Origin of the sequence: Mesorhizobium sp. M4B.F.Ca.ET.017.02.2.1, from assembly GCF_003998955.1 — a bacterium.
GTDB classification, from domain to species: Bacteria; Pseudomonadota; Alphaproteobacteria; order Rhizobiales; family Rhizobiaceae; genus Mesorhizobium; species Mesorhizobium abyssinicae.
The window spans coordinates 1-23,025 of sequence record NZ_RZOF01000008.1; the positions used below are offsets into that span (position 1 = coordinate 1).

A 23,025-nucleotide genomic window follows, 5' to 3' on the forward strand; every position below is an offset into this window, starting at 1 on the left:
CTTCTGCAGCGTCTATACGATCTCGCTGCTTCTTGCCGCCATACCAATAGGCCTTGGCCTCGACCCGCTGAAACTCACGATCTTCTCCATGGCAGTCACGGCAGCCAGCCTGCCCCTGACCGTGGTGCCATTCCTCTTCCTGCTCAACGATGAACGTTATGTCGGCGACCATCGCAACGGCATGATTTCGAATGCCGCGGTGATCTTCGTCATTGCGCTGGGTTTCGTCCTTGCCGTGGTGGCCATACCCTTGCAGATATTCGGAGGCTCGTGATGGATCTGCTGCGCGATCTACTGGACAAACAGGTCGTCGACCGCAGGCAGGTCAAGATCGGAAAGGTGGACGGATTGGTGGCCGAGTTGAGGCACGGCAAACCGCCCAGGATCGTCGCGGTCGAGCTTGGCTCGATCACGCTGGCGCGCCGCCTTGGTTCGCGACCGGGACGCTGGATGGCCTGGCTCGCGGCAAGACTTGGCGGCAAACGCCATGCCGAGCCGCACCGCATAGCGTGGAAGAAGGTGCGAAATATCGGCGTCGACATCGAAGTCGACGTCGATGTGCGGCGGACGGCGATCTTCGATTGGCAGGACTGGCTGCGCGATCACATCATCGGCCGCATCCCAGGAGCTTGACCATGGCCTCCGTCAACCTCGAACATCTTGCCGGTCGAAGGGTGCTATCGCTACGCGGCAAAAGCGTCGGTCACATTGAGGAGATACGCGCCGAGCGTGATGGTGACGATCTCGTCGTAACCGAATTCCACGTCGGCATTTTCGCTGCTTTCGAGCGCCTCTCTGTCTCGGCAATTGGCGTCGCGATGCTGGACTTGTTTCGCTTGCGCCACCGCGACTGCCTGTACCGCATTCCCTGGGAGAAGCTCGATATCTCCGATCCAACCAGACCTCGGCTGCGATGCACCCTCGAGCAACTTTCTCATATGAAGGCGGGAATTGACGGCAAGGGCAAGGCATGGTCGTCCAACAGCTTGCGGCACGTCATGGCGAGCACAGTGTGGAAAATTGCTCTCACAGTTTTCCTATGTGCAAGCGGCGTTGGTACGGTCTTGTGGTACATGACCGCGGCGCAGCCCCCTTTCTCGAACCAGGATCAGCAATTTGAAGGCCCGGTCGATGTCGCGCATGGTGAGCTCGTCTTCGCGGCAGGGGATTGCGCTTCCTGTCATGCGACACCGGGGCAATCCGATCGCCTGAAGCTGGGCGGCGGGATGGCGCTCGCTTCACCATTCGGCACCTTTCGGCCTCCCAACATATCTCCCGATCCGGTGGATGGCATCGGCGCATGGACCGTCACCGACTTGGCAAATGCACTCCTCGGCGGCGTGTCGCCAGAGCGTCAACACTACTACCCTTCTTTTCCCTACACGAGCTTTACCAGCATGACGGCCGAGGACGTCAGGGACCTCCACGCCTATCTCAGGACGCTTCCCAAGGTTTCGGGGCGTGCGCCACCGCATGATCCCGCGATCCTGTTCGGCATCCGGCGGTCCATGGGCATTTGGAAAATGATGTTCTTTCGCCAAGGCGCGACCTCAGCGCGTCTCGACGGAGATCCCGTGCATGATCGCGGCGCGTATCTCGTCGAGTCCGTCTCGCATTGCGCTGAGTGCCATTCGACCCGCAACGCTTTTGGCGCCATCAAGTCGGACACTCGATTTGCCGGTGGCATCGATCCTCAAGGAACGGGATTCGTGCCAAACATCACGCAGCACAGATTGGGCGGATGGACAGAGGACGACATCGCGACGATGCTCAAAACTGGGGAAACGCCCAGCCACGGTCGCGTCGGATCCTCCATGGCCGATGTGGTGACGAATACGGCAATGCTGCCTGACAGCGACCGCCAGGCGATTGCACGTTATATCAAACGTCTGCCACCGGTTGCCACGCCGCGCCCTTGAAGCAATTCCCGGGAAAGCATGGAGGGACATTTCATCCGCTTCATTGTGCGTAGAGATACGCTGCGAGGTCTTTGGCTTCCTGTTGCGAGATACCGGTCGCCGGCATCGCAGTCCGCGGGGAGAAGCTCCGGGGCGAAACGATCCATGCGACAAGGTTGTCGGAATTGTTTTCCAGTACGCCCGCGATGTACAGCCGCTTCGACAGCCCAGTGAGAGGCGCGCCTGTCTGGCCGTCGGCTCCCGGTATCCCCTCAATAGTGTGGCAGCCGGAGCAGCCGTATCGTCGGAAGATTTCCGGTGCGCGTGCGGGATCGCCGTCGGTGATCGCTTTGGCTACGGCCGCCCGGCTGTGGTTGTCGCGCGCGATATTGATTGTGGCAAAAGCGGCCGATGCCGCGACGAGGGCAATGCCTATTAAGGCGGCGCGGCCTGAGAGAGGTGTCGGCAGGTCAGGCATTTTGCGCCCTTCGTTCACTCGATCCCAGAATCCAGAGCGCAAGCATCGCCATTGCCGCCACCGCATAGATCGTGCCGGCCGGCACCCACATGATCATGCCCGCCAATTGCTGGTCTTCCAGAGGCGTCAGCCCCCAGGCCATGGCAGTCCGGGTCTGCGCGATGTAGAGCACGCGTGGAGCGAGAGCGATCAAGGCACCCAGAATACTCGTGTGAACCATGGTCGCGAACAGGTGCCAGGCCGAGGCGCCGTAATCACTCCGCCAGATCATCGCCCACCAGAACAATATCGCTGTCACAAAGAAGCAAAGATGCTGGACGCGATGCAGGGCAGTGTTGGTGACGGCCGCGTCGAACAATACCGGCAGGTGCCAGGCCCAGATCGCGGAGCCATGAATGATGGTCGCATTCAAGGTGCCCGTACACCAGTCCCACGGAGCGCGAACCAGGGGCGAACACATCCCTGATGCAGCCACGCGACGTGCTCGTCCTGGCAGCCCCCACAGCAGGATGCCAACCGGACGCGCAAGCACGATCAAAGGTGCCGAGACGGCCATGACCATCTCGTGCTCGATCATATGGAATGTATAGAGGTGCTCACCTAGCCAGTGAAGCGGCGACAGCAGCGCCGCCGCCAGTGTCAGCCAGCCGCTACAGTAGAGCAAAGCGCGCATGAGCATGCCGCCGGGTTGCCGCGCGCGCCGTGCCAGCCTTGTCACGCCCGCTCCGTAGAGTAGTGCAAGCATCGCAAGTGGCACGACGATCCACGGGTCAAACGTCCAGGGATAGCCAGAACCATGGGTCTCGTCGCCGTGCGCCATTGCCGGGGAAGCGATCATGAAGAAGAACAGTATGCGGATCAGCGCTGGCATGGGTCGAGCAGCATCGTGGCCGCCTCCTGCAACGACAACGCAAAGACAAACGCCAGTGCGACTAGGAAACCTGCGTCAACGACAAAACGCTTCGATTTGACCAATCCATTTGACGTCACCAGAGATGCAGCGACGCCGGCGACCGACGCAACGAGAAGGATGCCGCACAAGGCGGCGGTCCAGGAAAAACTTTGCCGGCAATCGATGTAGGGTGTGATCTGCCCAAGCTGGGTGCTGAGCGCCCAGCTTATGGGCGGCACAAGGAGTCCAGCGTTTCGGAGCCAACTTTTGGTCAAAGCCGTGGAGCCCAATAGAGGCAGGCATACATTGGCAACCAGGTCGCCACGACGAAGTTCCAGTACATCACATTGTCGCTGACATCCCCAAAGCGCCGCGGATTGTCGCCATGCCGCGAAAACATCAGGCAAGTCAGTACCAACGTCTCCACCAGATCGGTCAGGATATGGGTGGTGTGCAGGCCGAGCATGACCCACACGATCGACCCGTAGGCATTCTGATCCCACTGGATATGCATCGCCGGAAACTCGAAGGCACGTAGGACAAGCGGCGCTATTCCGATCAGGGACATGATGATTAGCCCGATACGCACCTTCCGCAAGTCCTGGTCGCGCGCCCAGCGCGCCAACAAGATGTTCGGAAACAAGCTTGCCACCAGGAAAACCGTCAGCGTCGTCCCAGGCAGCAGATCGGGTGGCGGGGCGTCCGGAGGCCAACGTGGTGCCAGGCTCATGAGATAGAGGTAGACGACGATGGAAAGCGCAAAGCCAGTGCCTTCAATAAGCATGAAGGCGAGCGTCCCCCACCAGGACAAGCTCGCGGTGCCGAGGCCGTGCGGGGGAAGGTCCGTCAAGTCGAGCACCACGCCTTCCTTCATGACTCGTCCTCCGGCACGCCCTTGGGCCAGAACCAGCCAATGAGTGCAATCGCGATTGGTATCGATCCCCAGACCACCGCCCAGGGTGTGAATATCGACCAGATCAGCGTCGCGGTGGTGGCGATTGCCGCCAATAGCGGCCAGATCGAATCCCCGGATGACGCTTCACGCGCCTCCGGGGTCGCTTCAACGATGCTGCTGACCAACAGCTCACGACGGTCGACGCGCAGGCCCGCAGCAACGGGAAGGACATCTCGGCGGTCCGCCAGGGGATCAAGGCCGCCGACCACCGGTAGCCGGGCGAAGTTGTACGGCGGTGGTGGGGACGAGGTGGCCCATTCGAGCGTCGAGGCCTCCCAAGGGTTGGACGACGCGACGGCGCCTGTCCTCGCACTGCGTATGACGTCGATGAAAAACAAAAGAAAGCCGCCAGCAAGGATGACCGCGCTGAGGCTGATGAACATATTCAGGCCGGACCATGGCATCTCTGGCTGGTAGGTGTAGATCCGGCGCGGCATGCCCTGCAGGCCGAGGATATGCATGGGGAAAAAAGTCAGGTTGAAGCCCACGAAGATCAGGCCGAACACCCAGCGTCCGAGTGTCTCGCTCATCAACCGCCCGGTCAGCTTCGGGAACCAGTAGTAGAGCGCGCCGAGCAAAGGAAAGACCGCGCCTCCGACCAGGACGTAGTGAAAATGCGCGACGACGAAATAGGTGTCGTGGACTTGGGTGTCGAACGGCACAGACGCCACCATCACTCCGGTCAGACCACCGATGACGAAGGTGACGATGAACCCGATTGCGAACAAGAATGGCGTCTTGAAGATCGGTCTGCCTGCCCATATCGTCGCGAGCCAACAGAATATCTGCAGTCCCGCCGGAACCGCGATCGCCATGCTCGAGGCGGTGAAAAAGCTCTCTCCCAACCGGGGAAGGCCGGCGACGAACATATGATGGACCCAAAGCCCAAAGGCCAGGATACCCGTGGCGATCAATGCCATCACCATGGCCAGATGGCCGAACACCGGCCGACGCGTAAACGTCGCGACGATTGTCGATACCATCCCCACCGCCGGCAGGAAGATGATGTAAACCTCCGGGTGTCCGAAAAACCAGAACAGGTGTTGCCATAGCAGTACATCGCCGCCTTCGGCCGGATTGAAGAAATGTGTCTCGACCAGTCGGTCGAGAATAAGGGCCGTGCTTGCGACCATGATCGCCGGCATCGCCAGGATGACAACAAACGACGTGACCAGCATCGACCAGACGAACAACGGGATACGGTCGAGAGACATTCCTGGCGCGCGGTGCTTGAAGACAGTCACGACGATCTCGACGGCTACCGCAAGCGCGGAGACTTCGGTGAAGGTGATCATCTGCGCCCAGATGTCGGCCCGCTTTCCAGCCGCATATTGGGGACCGGAGAGCGGGACATAGGCGAACCAGCCGACATCCGGTCCCGTGTCGAGCACAAAGGCGATCCATAGAAGCAAACCGCCGGCGAGATACATCCAATAAGAGAATGCATTGAGACGCGGAAAGGCGACGTTTCTGGTCCCAACCATCAAGGGCACGAGGTAGACCGCCATCGCCTGCATGACGGGCACAGCGAAGAGGAACATCATGTTCGTGCCGTGCATGGTGAAAATCTGGTTGTAGCGATCGGGCCCGATGAAGCGAGCTTCGGGTTGCGCCAGTTGCAATCGCATTAGCAGGGACAGCAATCCGCCAAGCGCCAGGAAGACAAAGGCAGTGGTGATGTAGCGTCGGCCGATGACTTTGTGATCGACCGTGGCAAGGGCACCCCACACGCCCGGCGTTGTCGACCAGATCGCCGCAAGTCGACGGTCGATTTCAGCAGCGTCGAATGCTGTGTCACGAAGCGCGCCGGCATTTCTTGCCGTCATTTCAGGCTCTCCATGTAGGCGGAGATATTTTGCAGCTCGACGCTGGTCAGCGGCACCATCGGCATGTTGTTCCCGGGTTTGAGCGTCTGGGGATCGGCAATCCAGGCCGCCAACGAACCACGCGTGGTTTCCAGCAGCCCGGCCGCGATCGTCTGACGTCCGCCGATGTGAGTGAGGTCTGGTCCGGTCGTGCCTTTGGCGGCCGTACCGCGTACCGTGTGGCAGGCCGAACAGGGCTTGGCCAGAAAAGCCACTTGCCCAGCGGCCGCATCCGGATCGGCCGGCGTCAACGCATCACCACGTTGCACCGCAGCCCAGCGTTCAAAGTCGGCCGGCGCCTCGGCGATCACCAGGACTGCCATGTGGCTGTGCTGCAAGCCGCAGAATTCCGCGCATTGGCCCCGATACGCCCCGGGCTTTTCGGCACGCAGCAGCAAACTGTTGGACCGGCCCGGGACAGCGTCTTGCTTTCCGGCGAGGCTTGGCACCCAGAACGAATGGATGACATCGACGCCTTCAAGCCGGACCTGGACATCCGTCCCCACGGGGATGTGGATTTCGTTGGCCGTCTGAAAGCCGGGCGAGGCATCGGAGCCGGCGTAGAATACCTGCCACCACCATTGCTGTCCCCGCACCGTGATCGTGAGGGCCGCGCTGCCCGGAACACCAATGTTGCGGGTGGTGTAGAAGCTTGCAATCGTCAGACCGGCGATGATGACAACGCTGGCCGCGACCGCGGCAGACACCACTGTTGTCAGCCGGCCCTCGGGGCTTGCGTCTTCCGCTCCGGCGCGGCGGCTCCGCAGGAGCGCCAAGCCAAGCACGACGATCACCACGATCCAGATCACCGTGCACACGGCGACTATACCGATGATCAGGTGCTCGACATGAATTGCAGGACCGCCGTGCGGATCAAGCGCGGACTGCTTGCCGCTGCAGGCAGATGCAACAGCCATGATTGAAAGCAGAATAAGGCGAACATTTCTCAAGGCGAGGGTCCCTGATCCGGGTGGACGCCTACTGGTCCCTCGTCGAAAAGGATTATCGCCGGACCGCGATTCTCGGCCGGGCGAGTTTGTTTGTCGTCGTTGCGACTGGGTGCCGCCACCTTCGGGCTGTAGGAACCGATCGTCTGGACATATCCCGCAAGCTGCCAAATTTGCTCGATGGTCAGGCGGTCGCGAAACGCGGGCATACCGTGCGGGCGGCCGTCACGAATGGAAGCCACGATGGAAACCATCTCAGGCCCATAAAGCCACCAGCCATCGAGAAAGGACGGACCGACCCCGCCGCGACCGTCACCATGACAGGTACCGCAACCGAACCAGGCATAAAGCCGCTTGCCCTGGCTTAGATTGTAGGCGTCAGCCTCGTATGGCTTGCCAAGTGCGAAATAGCTCTCGGGCGGCGTGCCCCCGATGCCGTTGGACATGAGGCGGAACCGGTCGAGATCAGCTGCAACCGGCGGTTCGAAACGGAGCTCTCTTGGCTGCCGCAAATAGCCAAGCACCCCACCTGCGCTGGCGAGGGACAGGAGAGCCGCAACCGCCAGGACCGACTTCGCAATGCTGAAAACCCTCTCTGTCAAGCGTTCCTCTGCCCTGGGGGTCAACCAACGGGAGTTAGGTGTGATCGGCTGAGACGGACTGGCAAAAGCTTGTAGGACGGCGTCTTCGACTTCGGGTCGTGATGCGCCAAGGGAAAGAGCGGGTTGGTTTCGGGATAATACGCCCCGCAACAGCCCTTCGGGATATTGTAGGGAACGATCTTCAGACCGGTGACCGTGCGGGCGACATTGTCATCGATCGCCGTGGTCACATCGACGATCTCGCCATCGGCGAAGCCTAGTCGGAGGATGTCTTCGCCGTTCATGAATATAATTCGGCGCGTGCCTTCAACGCCGCGAAAGCGGTCACTGTAGCCGTAGATCGTGGTGTTGAACTGATCGTTGGATCGCAGCGTTGCAAGGTGCAGAACGTCGGCCCTGCCAGAGGTTGAGAATTCAGGAAAGAGTTTGGCTGGCGTGATGAAATTTGCCTTTCCGCTTTTGGTCACCCACTTGCGTTCGCGTGCCGGCAGCGGCCTGGCAAAGCCACCCGGTTTGAACATCCGCTCGTTGAAGTCCTTGAAGGTTTCCGGGTACGTCCGCTCGATGGCGTTTCGTATCTCGGCGTAGTTGCCGACCCAGGCGTCCCACGGAACCTTGGTTTCGCCGAGCGTGGCCTTGGCTATCCCGGCGATGATTGCAGGCTCCGATAGCAGCGCGGTACTGACGGGCCTAGCTTTGCCGCGCGATCCGTGGAAATGGGCAATGGAACTTTCGATGGACACGGCCTGCGGTCCCGTCGCTTGCTGGTCGAGTTCGATGCGGCCGAGGCAGGGCAGGAGATATGCAATCTCGCCATGCAATACGTGGCTGCGGTTAAGCTTGGTCGCGATCTGCACGCTCAGACGCAGTTTGCGCCACCCCTCTTCCATGGCGGCGGTATCAGGCACCGCTTTCAAGAAGTTCCCACCAAGGCCGATGAAGGCGCGGGACTGGCCGTTCATGATGGCTTCGCAGGTTTCGACTGTGGTTCGGCCCGTCCAGCGCGGCGGCTCGAAGCCATAAAGTTCGGAAAGCTTGTCCAGCGGCGCCAGCCCGGGCTTTTCGGTGATCCCGACGGTGCGTTGTCCCTGAACATTGGAATGGCCGCGTACGGCGCAGATATTCGCTCCAGGCTTGCCAATGTTCCCGCGCAGCAGTGCGAGATTGCAAACCATATGGACGTTCTGGACACCCATAAGGTGCTGCGTCAGCCCCATGCCGTATACCATCATGACGGCATCGGATTTCGCATAGGTGGCCGCTGCTTGCATCATCTGGTCGCGGCTGAGCCCGGATACACGCTCCAATTCGCTCCATTTGTGATCGCGGGCAGCTTGGGCAAATTCCTCGAATCCGGCAGTATGCTGCTTGATGAAATCATGATCGAGCACGTGCTTTTTGTCGGCTGAAGCGATCGAGGCGGCGAAAGCGACCATCGCCGCATTGTTCGGGTCCTTCGGCTTGCCGTCCTCTCCCGCCACGCGACTGTTTCCGGATGCCTTCAGGGCGTCGTCGGCTTCGATGAGCGCCTTGCAGACGCCGAACAACGCCGCGATGTCGCCGCCATTGTTGACCTGATAATATTCCGAGGAAATCTGCGTCTCTTTCCCGGTCAGCATCTGGACTGGTGACTGCGGGTTGACGAAGCGTTCCAGGCCGCGTTCGCGCAGCAGATTGAAGGTGATGATCTTCACGCCACGATTGACGGCATCCTGAAGGTCGTGGAGCAGGCGAGGTGACGACGTGCCCACGTTCTGTGCGATATAGAAAATACAGTCGGTGTTTTCGAAGTCCGACAAAATAGCCGTGCCGACAGAGGCGCCGATGCTTTCTGGAAGCGCCACCGAGGAACTCTCGTGGCACATGTTGGAACTGTCAGGCAGGTTGTTGCTGCCGTACATGCGCGCGAACAACTGGTACATGTAGCTCGCTTCGAGCGATGCTCGGCCGGAGGTGTAGAGGTCGACCTGATGGGGATCGAGCGCGCGAAGCTCCCTGCCGATTTCGTCGAACGCCTCGGACCAGGCCACCGGCAAATACTTGTCACTGGCCGCGTCCCAGCGCAGCGGTTGGGTCAGCCGGCCCTGTTCCTCCAGATCATGATCTGGCCAGAGCTCCAGCTCGCTCAGCGGCTTTCCGGCGAAGAATGCGGGGTCGGCCCTGCGAGAGGTGATTTCCCACGCGGTCGCCTTCGCGCCGTTTTCGCAGAATTCGAGTGGATGCGGTTGTGAAGGTTTTGCCCAGGCGCAACTGACACACATGTAGCCTTCCGGCCGGTTCTGGGTCGAAAGCAATCTTGGTCCTTTCAAGGGGACGCGTTCTCTCAAAATGATCGCAGCCACGGATTTGGCTGAACCCCAGCCGCCGGCCGGCCCACCGTAGGGCTTGGAAATGGAGCTAGTCTTCAATGTCATTTTTAACCCCATCTGCCTGAGGCACGGGCCAGGCTTCTCCTCAAGCGGAGCCTGTAATCGTCTTGCTCCAAGGCGCGCGAACGGCCACGCTCCCACCTCATGGTGATTGATGTCCTGCGCCGACTTGCGTCGTGCTCCCGGCGCCCCTGGCCTGGTATAGCGTTCACGAGAAAGCTCGCGTGCAGCGGGGCGTACGCCTCTGGGTTTTTCATAACCCGCCTTCTCAGGTCTCCGAACCTCTGTTCCAAGCGTCCCAGATAACGCAAGCGCGCCGCACACGTTCCCGCGAGCCAGGTAGGCGGCGGGACGAGAGATCAACGTGCCGATCGAGGTGAGCACGCTCATAGATTGGGTGAGTTGCCATCACCAAGAACCTTCGACTGCGACGCAGGTTCCCCGAGGAGATTTCGTGGGACATCAGTCGCATTGGCTAGTCGGCTAGGCGCAGGACGGCTAGTGCCGTCGACGCAGGGGCAAGCGGCTTCCGACGAGACCGGCTGCCCCCGCGGATCCCAAAGCCTCTTGCGCTCCATTCAACGAAAAACTCGACGTGCTCGAGATGCGAGACCTTTCCGCAGGTCTGGAGTTTTCAGGAACCTAGTGTGCACCCCGGCATTGAGAGAGTTCAACCTGCTCCTCGATCCTTGGGAAAAGCACAATGGTAAAGACGGCAAAACGGCCCTCAGGCAAGTCCGCGATAATCCATGACCAAAAGCTTGTGCGGGGCAATGGGGGAGAGCTTCACCAGATCGTAGGGGATGACAACGCAGTCCTCACCACTGCGCAGGGCGGCTTGGTCTCGGATGACCAGAACTCGCTGAGGATCGGCGAGCGGGGGCCGACGGTCCTGGAAGATTTCCACTTCCGCGAGAAGATTTTCCACTTCGACCACGAGCGGATTCCCGAGCGTGTCGTGCATGCTCGTGGCTACGGCGCGCACGGCTATTTCGAAACCTATGACTCGCTCGCCAAATACACCCGCGCCGACATCTTTCAGCGCGCCGGCGAGAAGACGCCGGCCTTCGTCCGGTTCTCCACCGTTGCCGGATCCAAGGGCTCGTTCGATCTGGCGCGCGACGTCCGGGGCTTCGCGGTCAAGCTCTACACCAAAGAAGGGAACTGGGACATCGTCGGCAATAACATCCCGGTCTTCTTCATCCAGGACGCCATCAAGTTTCCGGACATGGTGCATGCCGTCAAGGAGGAGCCGGACCGGGCCTTTCCCCAAGCCCAGTCCGCGCATGACAATTTCTGGGATTTTATTTCGCTGACGCCCGAATCCATGCACATGATCATGTGGGTGATGTCGGATCGCGCTATCCCGCGCTCCTTTCGGTTCATGGAAGGGTTCGGGGTGCACACCTTTCGCTTCCTGAACGCGAAGGATGAGTCGACCTTCGTCAAGTTTCACTGGAAGCCGAAGCTCGGCCTGCAGTCGGTGGTCTGGAACGAGGCCGTGAAGATCAACGGCGCCGATCCGGATTTCCATCGCCGCGATCTGTGGCAGGCAATCCAGTCGGGCAATTTCCCTGAGTGGGAGCTGCGGGTTCAGCTCTTCGACCAGGCCTTCGCCGACAGTTTCGCTTTTGACGTCCTGGATCCAACGAAGATCATTCCGGAGGAAGAGCTCGAGCCAATTCCTGTCGGTCGCCTCGTTCTCGACCGCATGCCGGACAATTTCTTTGCCGAGACCGAGCAGGTGGCATTCATGACGCAAAACGTTCCACCTGGCGTCGACTTCTCGAACGACCCACTGCTTCAGGGGCGGAACTTCTCGTATCTGGACACGCAGCTGAAACGCCTTGGCAGTGCGAACTTCACCCATATTCCGATCAATGCGCCCAAATGTCCTTTCCACCACTTCCAGCAAGATGGGCATATGGCAATGCGCAACCCTGTCGGCCGGGCGAACTACCAGCCGAACTCTTTCGGAGAAGGACCCAGGGAGTCACCACAGCGCGGATTTCGGTCTTTTGCGGACGCGGAGGAAGGCCAGAAAGTCCGCCTGCGGGCGGAAAGTTTCGCCGATCACTACAGCCAGGCGCGGCAATTCTTCAACAGCCAGACGCCACCCGAACAACGTCACATCGCAATGGCTTTGACCTTCGAACTGAGCAAGGTGGAGACCCCAGTCATCCGCGAGCGGATGGTCTCGCATCTCCTCAACATCGACGAAGGATTGGGCGTCACCGTCGCTGGCAAGCTCGGCATACAAGAAATGCCCAAGCCGGCGGATGCCGCTGTCGTGCCAAGGGACGATCTCGAGCCCTCACCGGCGCTCAGCATAATCGAGAATGGGCCAGACAGTTTCGCGGGACGCAAGGTCGGCGTGCTGGTGAGTTCCGGCACCGATGCCGCGTTGCTGAAGAAGCTGCAATCGGCGATCGAGAAGGAAGGTGCGACGATGGAGGTGGTTGCCCCGAAAGTCGGCGGTGTCGAAGCCGGGGATGGAAGCTGGATCGAAGCCAGGCATATGATCGACGGAGGACCCTCCGTCCTGTTCGATGCCATAGCTGTCCTGTTGTCGGAAGAGGGAGCAGATCGGCTAGCCAAAGAGTCAGCAGCGCGGGACTTCGTGGCGGACGCCTTTGCTCATCTCAAGTTCATCGCCTTTGTTCAGTCTTCCTCCCCGCTTTTTGTCAAAGCCGGGGTTGCAACCGACGCAGACGAAGGGCTGATATCGCTCGACGGGGTGAGCGGGATAAACGCGTTCGTGCAATCCTGCCGGAGACTGCGTCTCTGGGGGAGGGAACCGGCCGTCAAGCTCTAGAAGAGGGTGGGGACGACTGTTGTCTTGCTGAGACCTTCCCTGCATCTCAATTGTCAGCTTAGAAAACAGTTCCCTCGGCATCCACTTGGTCACCACAGAAGCGGCACGGTGGTCTCGTAGCGCCTTGGCAGAGGGCGCTAGCGACCCCGCGCGCGGCTCGACGGATGAGTCGCAGGAATCGATCTCGCTAATTTAGTGAAAACGGATGGAACCTGATGGTCGCCGGTAAGTTCGATATCCAATCGAGGAGATTGCTGCCATGAACAGCGTCATTTACCTGATCGGCTTTGTCGTCGTCGTGCTTGCGATCCTCTCCTTCCTCGGAATCCATTAGGAGATCCCATGCAGCGCGAAGACGATCACGGCCGTAAGCCGGCCGATTTCGAAACAGCCAAAAGCGAACTGTCCGAAACCTTCCAGCAGGCAACGCAGACCGCGACAGAAGCGCTGCATAGTGCTCGCGATGAACTCACCAGAAAGGCGAGCGACTATGCCTCGGAAGCAAAGCAGGCGTTGTTCAACAAGGCCGAGGGAACACAACACGATGTCAGCGCCAACCTGAGGGTCTTTGGCGGAGCGCTGCGAGCGGCAAGCGAACACCTTGCCAACAACGATCAACGAACCGCATCGAAGTTCGTCCTCGATGCCGCGGGCGGCCTCGAACGGCTTTCAACTTCATTACGGGACAAGCCATTCGAAGAGGTTCTTGGCGAGATCCAATCGTTCGGCCGCGAAAATTCCGGGGCGCTGATCGCCGGTTCAGTGTTGGCAGGCTTGGCGCTGGGGAGGTTCATCAAGAGCTCATCACGCCCTGTCGAAAGTTTTGGATCGCGGCCGTCGGGGACAACTGAACCGACGCAGCCCCGCTCCAGCCCGGCTGGCGATGACCGGGGCCGCAAGCACGGAGGAGAGCCATGATCGGTAATCAGGACAATCGCGGTCTCACCACCCTCATCGGCGATCTGGCACAGCAGGTCACGACGCTGCTTCAAACCGAAAGCCGGCTATTGCGGGCTGAGATGTCGGAAAGCCTGAGCAAGGTCGGCGCGGGTGCGGTCGAGTTTTTGGGCGGCGCGATTTGCATTCTCGCCGCCTTGATCGTGCTCTTGCAAGCTCTCGTGATCGCATTGGCGAATGCCGGTCTGGGACCGGGGTGGTCCTCGCTTCTCGTCGGTATCGCTGTCGCAATCCTGGGCATCTTTCTGTTGCGCAGCGGCACAGCAAGCATGGCCCCTTCTGAGCTGACGCCGGATCGGACACAAGACCAACTCAAGCGTGACGCACGCGTGATCAAGGAACAAATAAAATGAGCGAGAAATCCGCAGCCGAGCTGGAACGAGATGCCGATATCGCCCGGGCGAAAGTCGTGGACACCGCTGATTCCATCCGCAGCAGGATGACTCCCGGTCAATTGATCGATGAATTTACCGGAATGTTTGCCGGCGGTGAGGGAGCCGCCATGCTTGGCAATCTCAAGGCGCAGGTCAGGGACAACCCGCTGCCGCTAACGTTGGTTGGAGCCGGCCTGGCCTGGCTCATGCTTGGCAACGGGGCGTCAGCGACCACTTCAGCGGCTGGCAACCATACAGGCATGAGGCCAAGCGACTCCCTGTCCGACCGACCCGTCGATGAGCTCAATGAGGACAGCGAAGGTTCCGGAATTGCGGCGATGCTCTCCGATACTGCGGACTCAGTTGCATCAGCTGCAAGCGATGCGATCACAACTGCGGCCAACGCCGCAACGGGCGCAATGGAAGGGATCACGGGTTCGGCCGGGCAGCTTGGATCAGGCGCTAGTGAGATGAAGGCCCGGGCACGTCAATCGGCACAGGATATATTGGAACGAGAACCGCTGGCAGTCGCAGCAGTTGGCCTTGTCCTTGGCACTGCGCTGGGCACGATGCTGCCCCGCACGACCACGGAAGATGAACAGCTTGGCGGCTACAGCGACAAACTTCGCGACACCGCAGAGAAGGCTTTCGAAACAGGCCTCGAGCAGGTAAAGCAAGTCGCCGCCGAAGCCTACGACACTGTCAAGGAAGAGGCCGACCGGCAAGGCTCTGGTGGAGATGCCGCCACGCTAGCAGGCCAGGTCGGCAAAGTCGTGAAATCGACGGTAGAAAAAACCGAGGAAGCCATACGCGACCGGTTGCCCGAGTCGTCGGAGGGGTCTTCCCAAGGTTCGTCATAGCGTCCCCGCAACCTGATCTAACGCTGTCCGTCACTCTGGCGAAGAGAATCTGACTCTGCAAAGCAGCCTCGTCCAACCCGGTCATGAGGTGGAACCGCGTCAAGATACTCTCCGACCATTGTAGCGGCATATAGCTGGCCCGCCAAAAGGTTGCCCTTGCCACACGTGAGAACAGCCTCCGCCTAGTCGCCCTTTGCGCGTTTGCTCAACTGCCGAGTTATACCTACACCGGCTGTCGAGCCAGCCGCGCAGGTCCTGGAAAGTGTCTCAGTTTGAATTTCAGAAAATTGATGTGGCGTTTGAAGCCCTAGGCGAAACCGCCTATGCTTAGTGGAAATCACGGGATGTGTGATGTCGGAACGCGCACGCCAACTGTTCGACAAATACGTTGCCAGCAGTCTGAACCACCCAGACCTGAAGGGATTGAGCATGGGAACCCATTTGTTCAACCTGAACATGGCAGCGAGTGAGGCGCGCATCCCTGCATCAGAGATGATCGAAGAACTTGGTCCGCTGGCCCAAGCCCTCATTGCTGCTAAGATAGCCTGAATGCCGACGTGATCGGCCCCGCCGCCCGCGTCATGCGCATTGCCACTGGGTGCCGACAACACGCGGATGACGGCAAGAGCGCCGCCGCCAAACCTTGCTTTCGGAAAGGGGCAGCGCGAGCCGTATCCCCGACATATCAGATCGCCGCCAGCACGCCGGCGCCTGATGTGCCCACGAAGATAATATCGGCGAAATCCTTTCGGTGACCCAACAGCCGTTACCTTTAGTCGCAGCGAAAATCAGGGCGCGCCGAAATGCGCCATGGACTCCTCGCAAAGCTGCCTTTTGACCATCAGTTGCTTCAGCCCGGCCGGCGTCCAGCGGTTGTAGTCGTGCAGCCTGGCATGGACCCTGAACAGGAACGGGGTGGCGACCATCGCCCAGCCGCCCGGGCGGGTCGTGGCATGGATGTGCTCCACCGCCGCCCCTGGCCGCTACACATGCTCCAGGTCGGCAATAGCGACGGCGATTTGCTCGTCGGTGCGGTGCTGGCATCGAAGTCCAGGAAGTCGACCGAGCGATTGTTCGGACACATCGCTCTCCATCTCGATCACGTCGCAGGCTCGCGGTTGCCCGCCTCGAAAAAGGCGCTAAAGCCGTCAATTCGACCTCGTCCGCAGGTCCCGCCGCCAGACTTCTTCTACATCGAGAACCGTACAACGAGGAGACCAGCGCCAAAACGCCGGCCTCCCCAGCCAAATGTTTGGGATCAATAGTCGCCGTTGTAGTATCGGTCGTCGCAGGGCGCGGTGTAGATGCGGCCATAGCGATCCTGGTAGCGGCAGAGCTGCTCGCCGCGGCGCTGCGGGGTGGTGGCCGAGCCGACGACTGCGCCGAGTAGCGCGCCGCCGGCCGCGCCGATGACCGTGCTCTTGGTGTTGCCGCCGATCGCCTGGCCGACCAACGCGCCGCCGGCGCCGCCAACCAGCGCGCCGGTGGTGGCCCGCTGCTGGCTTTCGGTCTGCGTCTCGCAGCCGGCAAGGGCCGCGGTCATCAGCACCGCCAGAATAGCCTTCTTGATGATCATCTCTAGAACTCCTCTGAAGCGCCCCAGAGACTGAAATTGGGGGCGAATGGTTGCCAGTTGCTGGCGCATTGCGGCGGAACATAGGCGGTTCTCCTCACGAAGTAAGACATGGTTTCTCGCCTCTTGAGGATCGCGGTCGCCAAACCGCAAACGGCCTGCGCGAACAGCACGATAACGTTTCGGCTTGAATCAGGTTGCGAATGCGCTAGGCCGCCTTCCGTCCGCATCGCCATTTTCGAAGCGGCAGCCAGAAAGCCATAACCATGACGTTCCGCATATTGGTTGATCTGGCGGAGGACATCCTCCGGAATGGTGACGTTGACCCGCACCACCTTCATTCGGCCTTCAGAGCAACCAGTATAGCGACGCCCGCCGGATTGTCCCGATCGGACATCACCTTTTCGAGGAATCGAGGTCTCGCAGCAGACAGCTTGCGGCTTCGACACCGCGAAGGCAGTTCGCTGGCATTGATGCCGGCCCGTTGACCGCCATGGAAATTGAGTTAGCCGAGTTGAGCCAGGAGTTCCGAAACGCCGCCGAGCGCTGTGGCTCGTGGAGCCTCGAACTTGTGGCGGCGCGAGGGTACATCAACCGCTTGATGGACAGTCCCAAGGGTGGTGCGGTATCTCGCCCATCGTTCCCCAGAACAATTTGCGGCATTTCAACAGGGATTGGAAACAACCCCAAATTCTCTGTTTTAGAAAATCCTTAATTGCCCTACGGTAATGTCATTAGTTGGCGGGTGGGGATCCGCTGTGGAACGTGGGGTAGCGGCGTTGCCAGGCAGCGCATGCATGGTTGGGCAAAATGGGGTTGGCGTTATTTAAGATCGGCGAGTGCCAAGGCTGCGTTGGCACCGGCACGATGTTCGATTGTGCGAGATGGCGCAGCTCGAACGGTCATTGCTGCCCAGCGGGCACGCATCAGCACAGATGTCCTGGAATTACCGTGACATGCGCTGAGTGCGATGGCACGGGCGGGGTGAAAACGCCTTCGGGATATGCGGAATCGAACGCCGCTTGAATTAGGGCATTCCTCGGAGAAGGTCGTTACCCAAGCAGCACCGAGCGAAAGATCAGTCGTCATGCCTGCGGAAGTGTGCGACCGCCTCGGTCAGCGCCTTGGGATCGACGGGCTTCGACAATCTGGGCGACTGCCGGAACGCATCCGGGAAGGCGGTCGAGCTGTCATAGCCGGTCAGGAACAGGAACGGGATGCCGCGCGCCGTCAGCAATTCGGCTATCGGAAAGCTCCGCTCGCCATTCAGATTGACATCCAGGACGGCGCCGTCGAGTTCGACGCCATCTATTTCGCGCAGGGCATGCTCCACCGAGGCGGCGGGGCCAATCACGTGGCATCCCGAATCCGTCAACTGATCGGAGAGATCCAGCGCGACAAGGAACGCATCCTCGACGACGAGAACATTCAGCCCTGAAAGCGACGTATTCATAGCTTGCCTGGAGCAGGCAGGGACAGATAGTCGATCATGACTTGGGCAGCCGAATACGCAACAAGCACTCCACACCGGCCCTTTTGAACCGCAGATCCACATTTCCACCTAGCTCGTACTCCAAACTCTGCTGGATAAAAGTGGTTCCAAAACTTCTTTTCGGCGGCTCCTTCACCTTCGGGCCGCCGCTCTCCTTCCAGGCGATCGACAGCATCTGCGAGCCATCGATGCGCCAGGAAACCTCCACGCGGCCTTTTTCGGTGGAAAGCGCGCCATATTTGGCAGCGTTGCTACCCAGTTCGAAGAAGACCAGTCCGAGCGTGGCGGCCGCGCTGGCATCCAGCTGGAACGGCTCGCCCTCAAGGCCGAGGCTCTGGCCTTCCTTGCCGACATAGGGAGACAGGGTTGCTCGAACCAGCTTTTCGAGGTCGGCGCCTCCCCATTGATAGGATGCCAGCAATTCGTGCGTGCGCGCCATCGCCTGCAGGCGAGCGTGGAAGGCGCCCGCGAAATCGTCGAGCGTACCCGATGAACGCACCATGCGCGAGGTCAGCGCGGTGACGGTTGCTAGGATGTTCTTCACGCGATGCTGCAATTCGTGCAGCAGTCGCTCTTGGTTGCGCTCGGCATCCTTGTGGCTGGATATGTCAATCACCGCGGCGATGGCGCCGCGCACATTGCCCAATTCGTCGAACAGCGGATTGGCCGACATCATGACGTCCACATTGCCGCCATTGGTGCGCGCGATTCGAGCCTCGAAACCCGGAATGGGCTTGCCTGTCCGCATCGCCTTCAGCAAGGGTTGATCGGCGGCGTCTACCGCGGTTCCGTTCATCATCAGCGGCAGGATGGCGGGCATGGAACTGAGCTTGCCATCCGTGGCGGGCCGGCCGGCGAGTTCCACCGCGTGGCGATTGGCGCGGATTTGTTCGCCATCGCCGTCCTCGGCGATGAAAATACCCACCGGCACCAGATCCAGGAGGGTTTCCAGGCTTTCGACGCGGTTGCGCAGGTCATGCGAGAGCGCGCCGATCTTCTCTTCCGCCCGCGCTATCTGCGTGACATCGACAAAGGTGACGACCACGCCGGCGATGACATTGTCGACGGTGCGGTAGGGCAGCACGCGCATGATGTAGCGCCGACTGCCTTCGGCGCCCTCGATCTGCCGCTCGATCGTGCCCAAACGCCGCAGAACCTGCTCAATATCGGCCTGCAGGCCGTCGGCGGCAAAGCGCGGGCGCACATGCGCAAGCGGCCGACCGACGTCGCTTTCGACCAGCCTGAACAGGTCCCGCGCCGTCGGCGTGAAGCTCTTGATGCAGAGGTCGCGGTCGAGGAACACGGTCGCGATCTGCGTGCTCTCGAGAAGGTTCGCCATGTCGTTGTTGGCGCGGCTGAGCTCATCGACGCGGATGTTGAGCTCGGCGTTGACGGTCTGCAGTTCCTCGTTGATCGACTGCAGCTCCTCCTTGGAGGTCTCCAGCTCCTCGTTGGAGGACTGCAGCTCCTCGTTGATGGAAGACAGCTCCTCGTTGGACGACTTAAGCTCCTCGTTGGAGGATTCCAGCTCCTCAGTCGTGATCTGCAACCGCTCTTTGGTCTCCCTGAGCTCCTTTTCGAGCTGGCTGACATTGGCGCTTTCGACATCGTCGGTATGGACGGGCTCGCTCTCAGGCTCCGGCTTGATACCGCCGACATCGCGGAACACCAGCATAAAGAGCGGGTCCGCTCCGCTCTCGGTCGGCAGCGGCTGCACGGCGAGGCTGATTGTCTGGCGGCCGCCATTGGTACCGACGGTGATCTTGTTCTGGATCGCCACCTGGCCGGTGCTGACAGCCTTGTGCAGCGCGGCCCTCAGGTCCATCCGCAGTCCGCGGCGCGCCATGGAAAAGACGTTGGAGTCGGGAGCGCCGGCTGCGAGCTCCAGGTATTTTCCCGTGCCGCCTGAACTGTGGATCAGTTCGCCGGCCGCGTTGATGACCACGTAGGCGGGCGAATAGCGGTCGAGGAGCAGCCGTTCGGCGCTCTCCTGCAGGGTTCCGCTGGTCGCCCGCTGGCGCACATGCGGGGGCTGCCGCGCCGCGGCGGCGAGCGGGAATTCAGGCAGCCGCTGCGCCGTGACGCCGGCACGCTTCTGGAAAAGGCGACTGGGCTTGTCGATGGTCGAGAACAGGCGCACATGACGGGTGACGTTCTCGGAGGAACCGAGGAAGAGATAGCCGTTGTTGCGCAGGGCATAGTGGAAGATCGGAATGATCTTTTCCTGTAGCTCCGGCCCCATGTAGATCAGCAGGTTGCGGCAGGCGATCAGGTCGAGCTTGGAAAAGGGCGGGTCGCGCAGCAGATTGTGTGACGAAAACAGGCATACCTCGCGAAGTTCGGACGCGACACGGTAGGTGCCGTCCTCGCGCGAGAAGAATTCCTTCAGCCGCTTCGGTGTGACGTCGGTTGCGATGGTCGCGGGATAGCGCCCGGCGCGGGCCACTTCCAGCGCACGCTCGTCGATGTCGGTGGCGAATATCTGCAGGTTGGGCGAAGCGGCGCCGCGCGGCGCGTTCTCCCTGAGCAGCATGGCGACCGAATAGGCTTCCTCGCCGGTGGCGCAGCCCGGCACCCAGACCCTGATCGTCTCGTCGGGCTTGCGGCCCTCGAAAAGCTTTGGAACGACAAGGCGCTCCAGCACATCGAATGCATGTGGGTCGCGGAAGAAGCTGGTCACGCCGATGAGGAGGTCCTGGAACAGGAGATCGACCTGTTGCGGCTCCGCGCGCAGCCGTTCGTAGAAGGCGGCCGGATCGTCGATCTGCAGCACCTGCATGCGGCGCTGGATGCGCCTCAGGATGGTGTTGTCCTTGTAGCCGCTGAAATCATGGCCGGTGCGCATGCGCAGCAAGGCAGCAATCCGCGAAAGCTGTTCGGCGACGTCGCGCTTGTGGCGATCGCGCTCGCTGTCGGAGCGGCTCGACTGGCGAAAATAACTGACCAGCTTGCCCGCCATCTCCTCGGCCGGAAGCACCATGTCGACCAGGCCGCTCTGGACGGCACTGCGCATCATGCCGTCATATTCGGCACTTTCCTGCGCCAGCGTGAGCCCGCCGCGTTCCTTGATCGCCCTCAGGCCGATCGTGCCGTCGCTGCCGGTTCCCGAAAGGATGACACCGGCCGCGTTCTCGGACCGATCCTGCGCCAGCGAGGTGAAGAAGTCGTCGATCGGCGTTCGCCTGGCGCGCGTGGCCGCCATCCTGGCGACACGGAAACGATGATCCTCGACAGTCACCGAAACTCCGGGCGGGATCACGTAGATCTTGTCCGGCCCGATCTCTATGCCCTCGGCCGCCGTCTGCACCTCGATCGACGTGCAGCGCTGGATGATGCTTGCGAGCACACTTTCATGCTCGGCGTCCAGATGCTGGATCACCACATAGGCAAAACCGCTGTCGGCCGGAACCTCGGGAAAGAACTTTTGCAATGCCCCGATGCCGCCCGCCGACGCGCCTACGCCGATAATGGGGAAAAAACCATCGGCAGGCGCTTTGATGCCGTCGACTGGACTAGCCCGCTTTTTCCTTCCCGTTGCCTTCTTCGGTGACTGCGCCATCGTCCGTTACCTGCACCCGCCTGCTTTCCAGAATGCGCTCGATGACAGCGGCATCCGCCTCATATTCCCTGGCTCGCTCGTCGAGCTGCGTGGCGAGTTCGGAGCGGAACTTTTTCTTTTCGCGTTCGGCCATCCGTCGGGCAAACGCCGCCCGTTGCTGGTGCGAGCGCAGCAAGCTCCACAATATTTCATCCGCCTCGACCGCCTGTGCTTCCATCATCGCGTCGGCGGTGAAGGCATGCCCGGTATGGCACCGATAGCGAACCATGTCACCATCTTCGATTTCCCACAGCGGCCCGTGGCATTCCGGACATGTAAACACCGACAATTCGCCGAGTCGATCTTCATCTTTCATGGTCGAATGCTCCTGAGCGGCGACCGCCGCTTCCAGCCTGACGCTTGACGGGGCGGGCAAGGTTTTGCCGGCCGACTCTGCCGCCAGTTTTGCCAGGCAGACGCCCAGTTCAGCCGCGGGCAGGCAGTGGTCGACCTCGACATGGTGCAGCGCGCTTTGCACCATGGCCGGCACCAGAGTGTCCTTCGGATGCTGGACAAGGGCCAGCCCGCCGACCGCCTTGATCGCCCTCAGGCCCGCCGTGCCGTCGGCAAGCGAACCCGACAACAGGACACCGATGACGGCAGCGCCGTAGCTCAGCGCGGCAGAGCGGAAAAGCGGGTCGATGGCCGGCCGGGCAAGGTTTTCGCGCGGTCCGCGCCGCAACATCATGTGGTCGCCATGGAGCAGAAGGTGGAAACCGGGCGGCGCGACGTAGATCTTGCCGGTCCTGAACTTGGCGCCGTTCTCGGCGACCAACGTCTTGAGCCTGCCCGCGCGATCGAGGATTTCGGCCAGGTAGCTGACCTGTCCGACATGCAGCACCACGAACACCGCTGCCGGCAGATCGGCGGGCAGGTCGCCGACGATCTCCTTCAGCGGCTCGACCCCGCCGGCGGACGCGCCGATGACGATGACAAAGCGGTTGCGTGCGGCGGGCGTCACCTGTCGCTCAAGGCGGGTCTCATCCTCGCTTATGGCTGAAACAGGGTTTTGATCTTCGGCCATTGCACCATACCAGGGGCACGGAATGCGCCCTCGGCCTCGGATCAACAATGGGTGAGGGGGGACTTATGTTCCATGGCGCGCCTGGCCTGCCTTCGCAAGGAAGCATGGATGGGTAGGAGGCAAGAGCATTACGACGAAACGGTGATCACGCCAAGCAAGGGCGAGAGATGGTTCTGCGCTGAAGCCGCAGCGCGCACGCGGGCTGGCGAAAGGCGGGGCAATGCAGCATCGCAGGGCTTTGGCGAGCCTTCTGAGCAGCCTGTCCGGTCCGACCAATTCCTCTAATCCGAGCAACCCGAGTATCGTCAGCGTCGTCGCCGACAGTT

Annotated in this window: 21 protein-coding genes and 1 pseudogene; 8 read left to right on the top strand and 14 right to left on the bottom strand. The window is 60.9% G+C overall.

From position 1 onward, the window contains the following. The 3 genes and pseudogenes from EN738_RS02260 to EN738_RS02270 form a co-directional block, all read left to right on the top strand. Window positions 1–274: pseudogene (locus EN738_RS02260) on the top strand (divalent metal cation transporter); the annotation flags it as partial. Continuing rightward, window positions 274–633 (top strand): hypothetical protein, encoded by a 360-nt coding sequence (locus EN738_RS02265; protein WP_127282286.1) that lies wholly within the window; start codon window positions 274–276, stop codon window positions 631–633. The pseudogene EN738_RS02260 and the gene EN738_RS02265, both read left to right, overlap by 1 nt. Window positions 634–998: 365 nt before the next feature. Next, on the top strand, window positions 999–1,919 hold the full coding sequence (locus EN738_RS02270; RefSeq protein ID WP_127282313.1) for a cytochrome c: 921 nt from the start codon (window positions 999–1,001) through the stop codon (window positions 1,917–1,919). A 40-nt stretch (window positions 1,920–1,959) separates the two neighbouring features. On the opposite strand, the gene EN738_RS02275 is transcribed toward EN738_RS02270, so the two are convergent. From EN738_RS02275 to EN738_RS02310, 8 genes are read right to left on the bottom strand one after another with little or no spacing between them, the layout of a single operon-like run. After that, window positions 1,960–2,376 (bottom strand): c-type cytochrome, encoded by a 417-nt coding sequence (locus EN738_RS02275; RefSeq protein ID WP_127282287.1) that lies wholly within the window; start codon window positions 2,374–2,376, stop codon window positions 1,960–1,962. Continuing rightward, window positions 2,369–3,214 carry a cytochrome c oxidase assembly protein gene (locus tag EN738_RS02280; protein WP_245494309.1) on the bottom strand — a complete coding sequence of 282 codons (846 nt, stop codon included), beginning with the start codon at window positions 3,212–3,214 and terminating at the stop codon, window positions 2,369–2,371. Before EN738_RS02280 ends, EN738_RS02275 begins: the two co-directional genes overlap by 8 nt. A 20-nt stretch (window positions 3,215–3,234) precedes the next feature. Further along, window positions 3,235–3,507: a hypothetical protein gene (locus tag EN738_RS02285; protein WP_127282289.1), complete on the bottom strand. Its 273-nt coding sequence runs from the start codon at window positions 3,505–3,507 to the stop codon at window positions 3,235–3,237. Window positions 3,508–3,539: 32 nt separating this feature from the next. After that, window positions 3,540–4,142 (bottom strand): cytochrome c oxidase subunit 3, encoded by a 603-nt coding sequence (locus EN738_RS02290; RefSeq protein WP_127282290.1) that lies wholly within the window; start codon window positions 4,140–4,142, stop codon window positions 3,540–3,542. Continuing rightward, window positions 4,139–6,049, bottom strand: coding sequence for a cytochrome c oxidase subunit I (gene ctaD, locus EN738_RS02295; RefSeq protein ID WP_127282291.1), 1,911 nt, complete (start codon window positions 6,047–6,049; stop codon window positions 4,139–4,141). Before ctaD ends, EN738_RS02290 begins: the two co-directional genes overlap by 4 nt. Next, window positions 6,046–7,005, bottom strand: a complete 960-nt coding sequence (gene coxB / locus EN738_RS02300; RefSeq protein ID WP_127282314.1) for a cytochrome c oxidase subunit II — start codon at window positions 7,003–7,005, stop codon at window positions 6,046–6,048. Before coxB ends, ctaD begins: the two co-directional genes overlap by 4 nt. 29 nt (window positions 7,006–7,034) lie before the next feature. After that, window positions 7,035–7,601, bottom strand: a complete 567-nt coding sequence (locus tag EN738_RS02305; protein WP_189605722.1) for a cytochrome c — start codon at window positions 7,599–7,601, stop codon at window positions 7,035–7,037. A gap of 56 nt (window positions 7,602–7,657) precedes the next feature. Beyond that, window positions 7,658–10,051 (bottom strand): FdhF/YdeP family oxidoreductase, encoded by a 2,394-nt coding sequence (locus EN738_RS02310; protein WP_127282316.1) that lies wholly within the window; start codon window positions 10,049–10,051, stop codon window positions 7,658–7,660. 658 nt (window positions 10,052–10,709) lie between these two features. On the opposite strand from EN738_RS02310, the gene EN738_RS02315 reads away from it, so the two are divergent. The 5 genes from EN738_RS02315 (at window position 10,710) to EN738_RS02335 (ending at window position 15,561) form a co-directional block, all read left to right on the top strand. Next, window positions 10,710–12,821 (top strand): catalase, encoded by a 2,112-nt coding sequence (locus EN738_RS02315; protein ID WP_127282292.1) that lies wholly within the window; start codon window positions 10,710–10,712, stop codon window positions 12,819–12,821. A gap of 342 nt (window positions 12,822–13,163) precedes the next feature. Further along, the gene (locus EN738_RS02320) at window positions 13,164–13,739 is read left to right on the top strand and encodes a hypothetical protein (RefSeq protein WP_189605717.1); all 576 of its coding nucleotides are present in this window, start codon (window positions 13,164–13,166) and stop codon (window positions 13,737–13,739) included. Further along, window positions 13,736–14,131: a phage holin family protein gene (locus tag EN738_RS02325; protein WP_187331242.1), complete on the top strand. Its 396-nt coding sequence runs from the start codon at window positions 13,736–13,738 to the stop codon at window positions 14,129–14,131. The genes EN738_RS02320 and EN738_RS02325 overlap by 4 nt, the downstream gene beginning before the upstream one ends. Then, a complete protein-coding gene (locus EN738_RS02330; protein ID WP_127282293.1) occupies window positions 14,128–15,012 on the top strand; it encodes a hypothetical protein in 885 nt (294 codons plus the stop codon). The genes EN738_RS02325 and EN738_RS02330 overlap by 4 nt, the downstream gene beginning before the upstream one ends. Window positions 15,013–15,363: 351 nt before the next feature. Beyond that, window positions 15,364–15,561, top strand: a complete 198-nt coding sequence (locus tag EN738_RS02335) for a hypothetical protein (protein ID WP_127282294.1) — start codon at window positions 15,364–15,366, stop codon at window positions 15,559–15,561. A 239-nt stretch (window positions 15,562–15,800) separates the two neighbouring features. Here the strand turns inward: EN738_RS02335 and EN738_RS36870 are convergent, their stop codons facing one another. The 6 genes from EN738_RS36870 to EN738_RS02365 all read right to left on the bottom strand — a co-directional run bounded on the left by EN738_RS36870 (window position 15,801) and on the right by EN738_RS02365 (window position 22,636). Beyond that, window positions 15,801–15,980, bottom strand: coding sequence for a hypothetical protein (locus EN738_RS36870; RefSeq protein ID WP_348627047.1), 180 nt, complete (start codon window positions 15,978–15,980; stop codon window positions 15,801–15,803). Between the two features lie 290 nt (window positions 15,981–16,270). Further along, the gene (locus EN738_RS02345) at window positions 16,271–16,588 is read right to left on the bottom strand and encodes a YMGG-like glycine zipper-containing protein (protein ID WP_127282295.1); all 318 of its coding nucleotides are present in this window, start codon (window positions 16,586–16,588) and stop codon (window positions 16,271–16,273) included. A 2-nt stretch (window positions 16,589–16,590) separates the two neighbouring features. Continuing rightward, entirely contained in the window at window positions 16,591–16,926 is a 336-nt protein-coding gene (locus EN738_RS35290) for a hypothetical protein (protein WP_189605719.1), read from the bottom strand. Between the two features lie 737 nt (window positions 16,927–17,663). Beyond that, entirely contained in the window at window positions 17,664–18,038 is a 375-nt protein-coding gene (locus tag EN738_RS02355) for a response regulator (protein WP_127282318.1), read from the bottom strand. A 34-nt stretch (window positions 18,039–18,072) separates the two neighbouring features. After that, the gene (locus EN738_RS02360; RefSeq protein ID WP_127282296.1) at window positions 18,073–21,636 is read right to left on the bottom strand and encodes a CheR family methyltransferase; all 3,564 of its coding nucleotides are present in this window, start codon (window positions 21,634–21,636) and stop codon (window positions 18,073–18,075) included. Continuing rightward, on the bottom strand, window positions 21,590–22,636 hold the full coding sequence (locus EN738_RS02365) for a chemotaxis protein CheB (RefSeq protein WP_245478081.1): 1,047 nt from the start codon (window positions 22,634–22,636) through the stop codon (window positions 21,590–21,592). Before EN738_RS02365 ends, EN738_RS02360 begins: the two co-directional genes overlap by 47 nt. Window positions 22,637–23,025 lie beyond the last annotated feature (389 nt).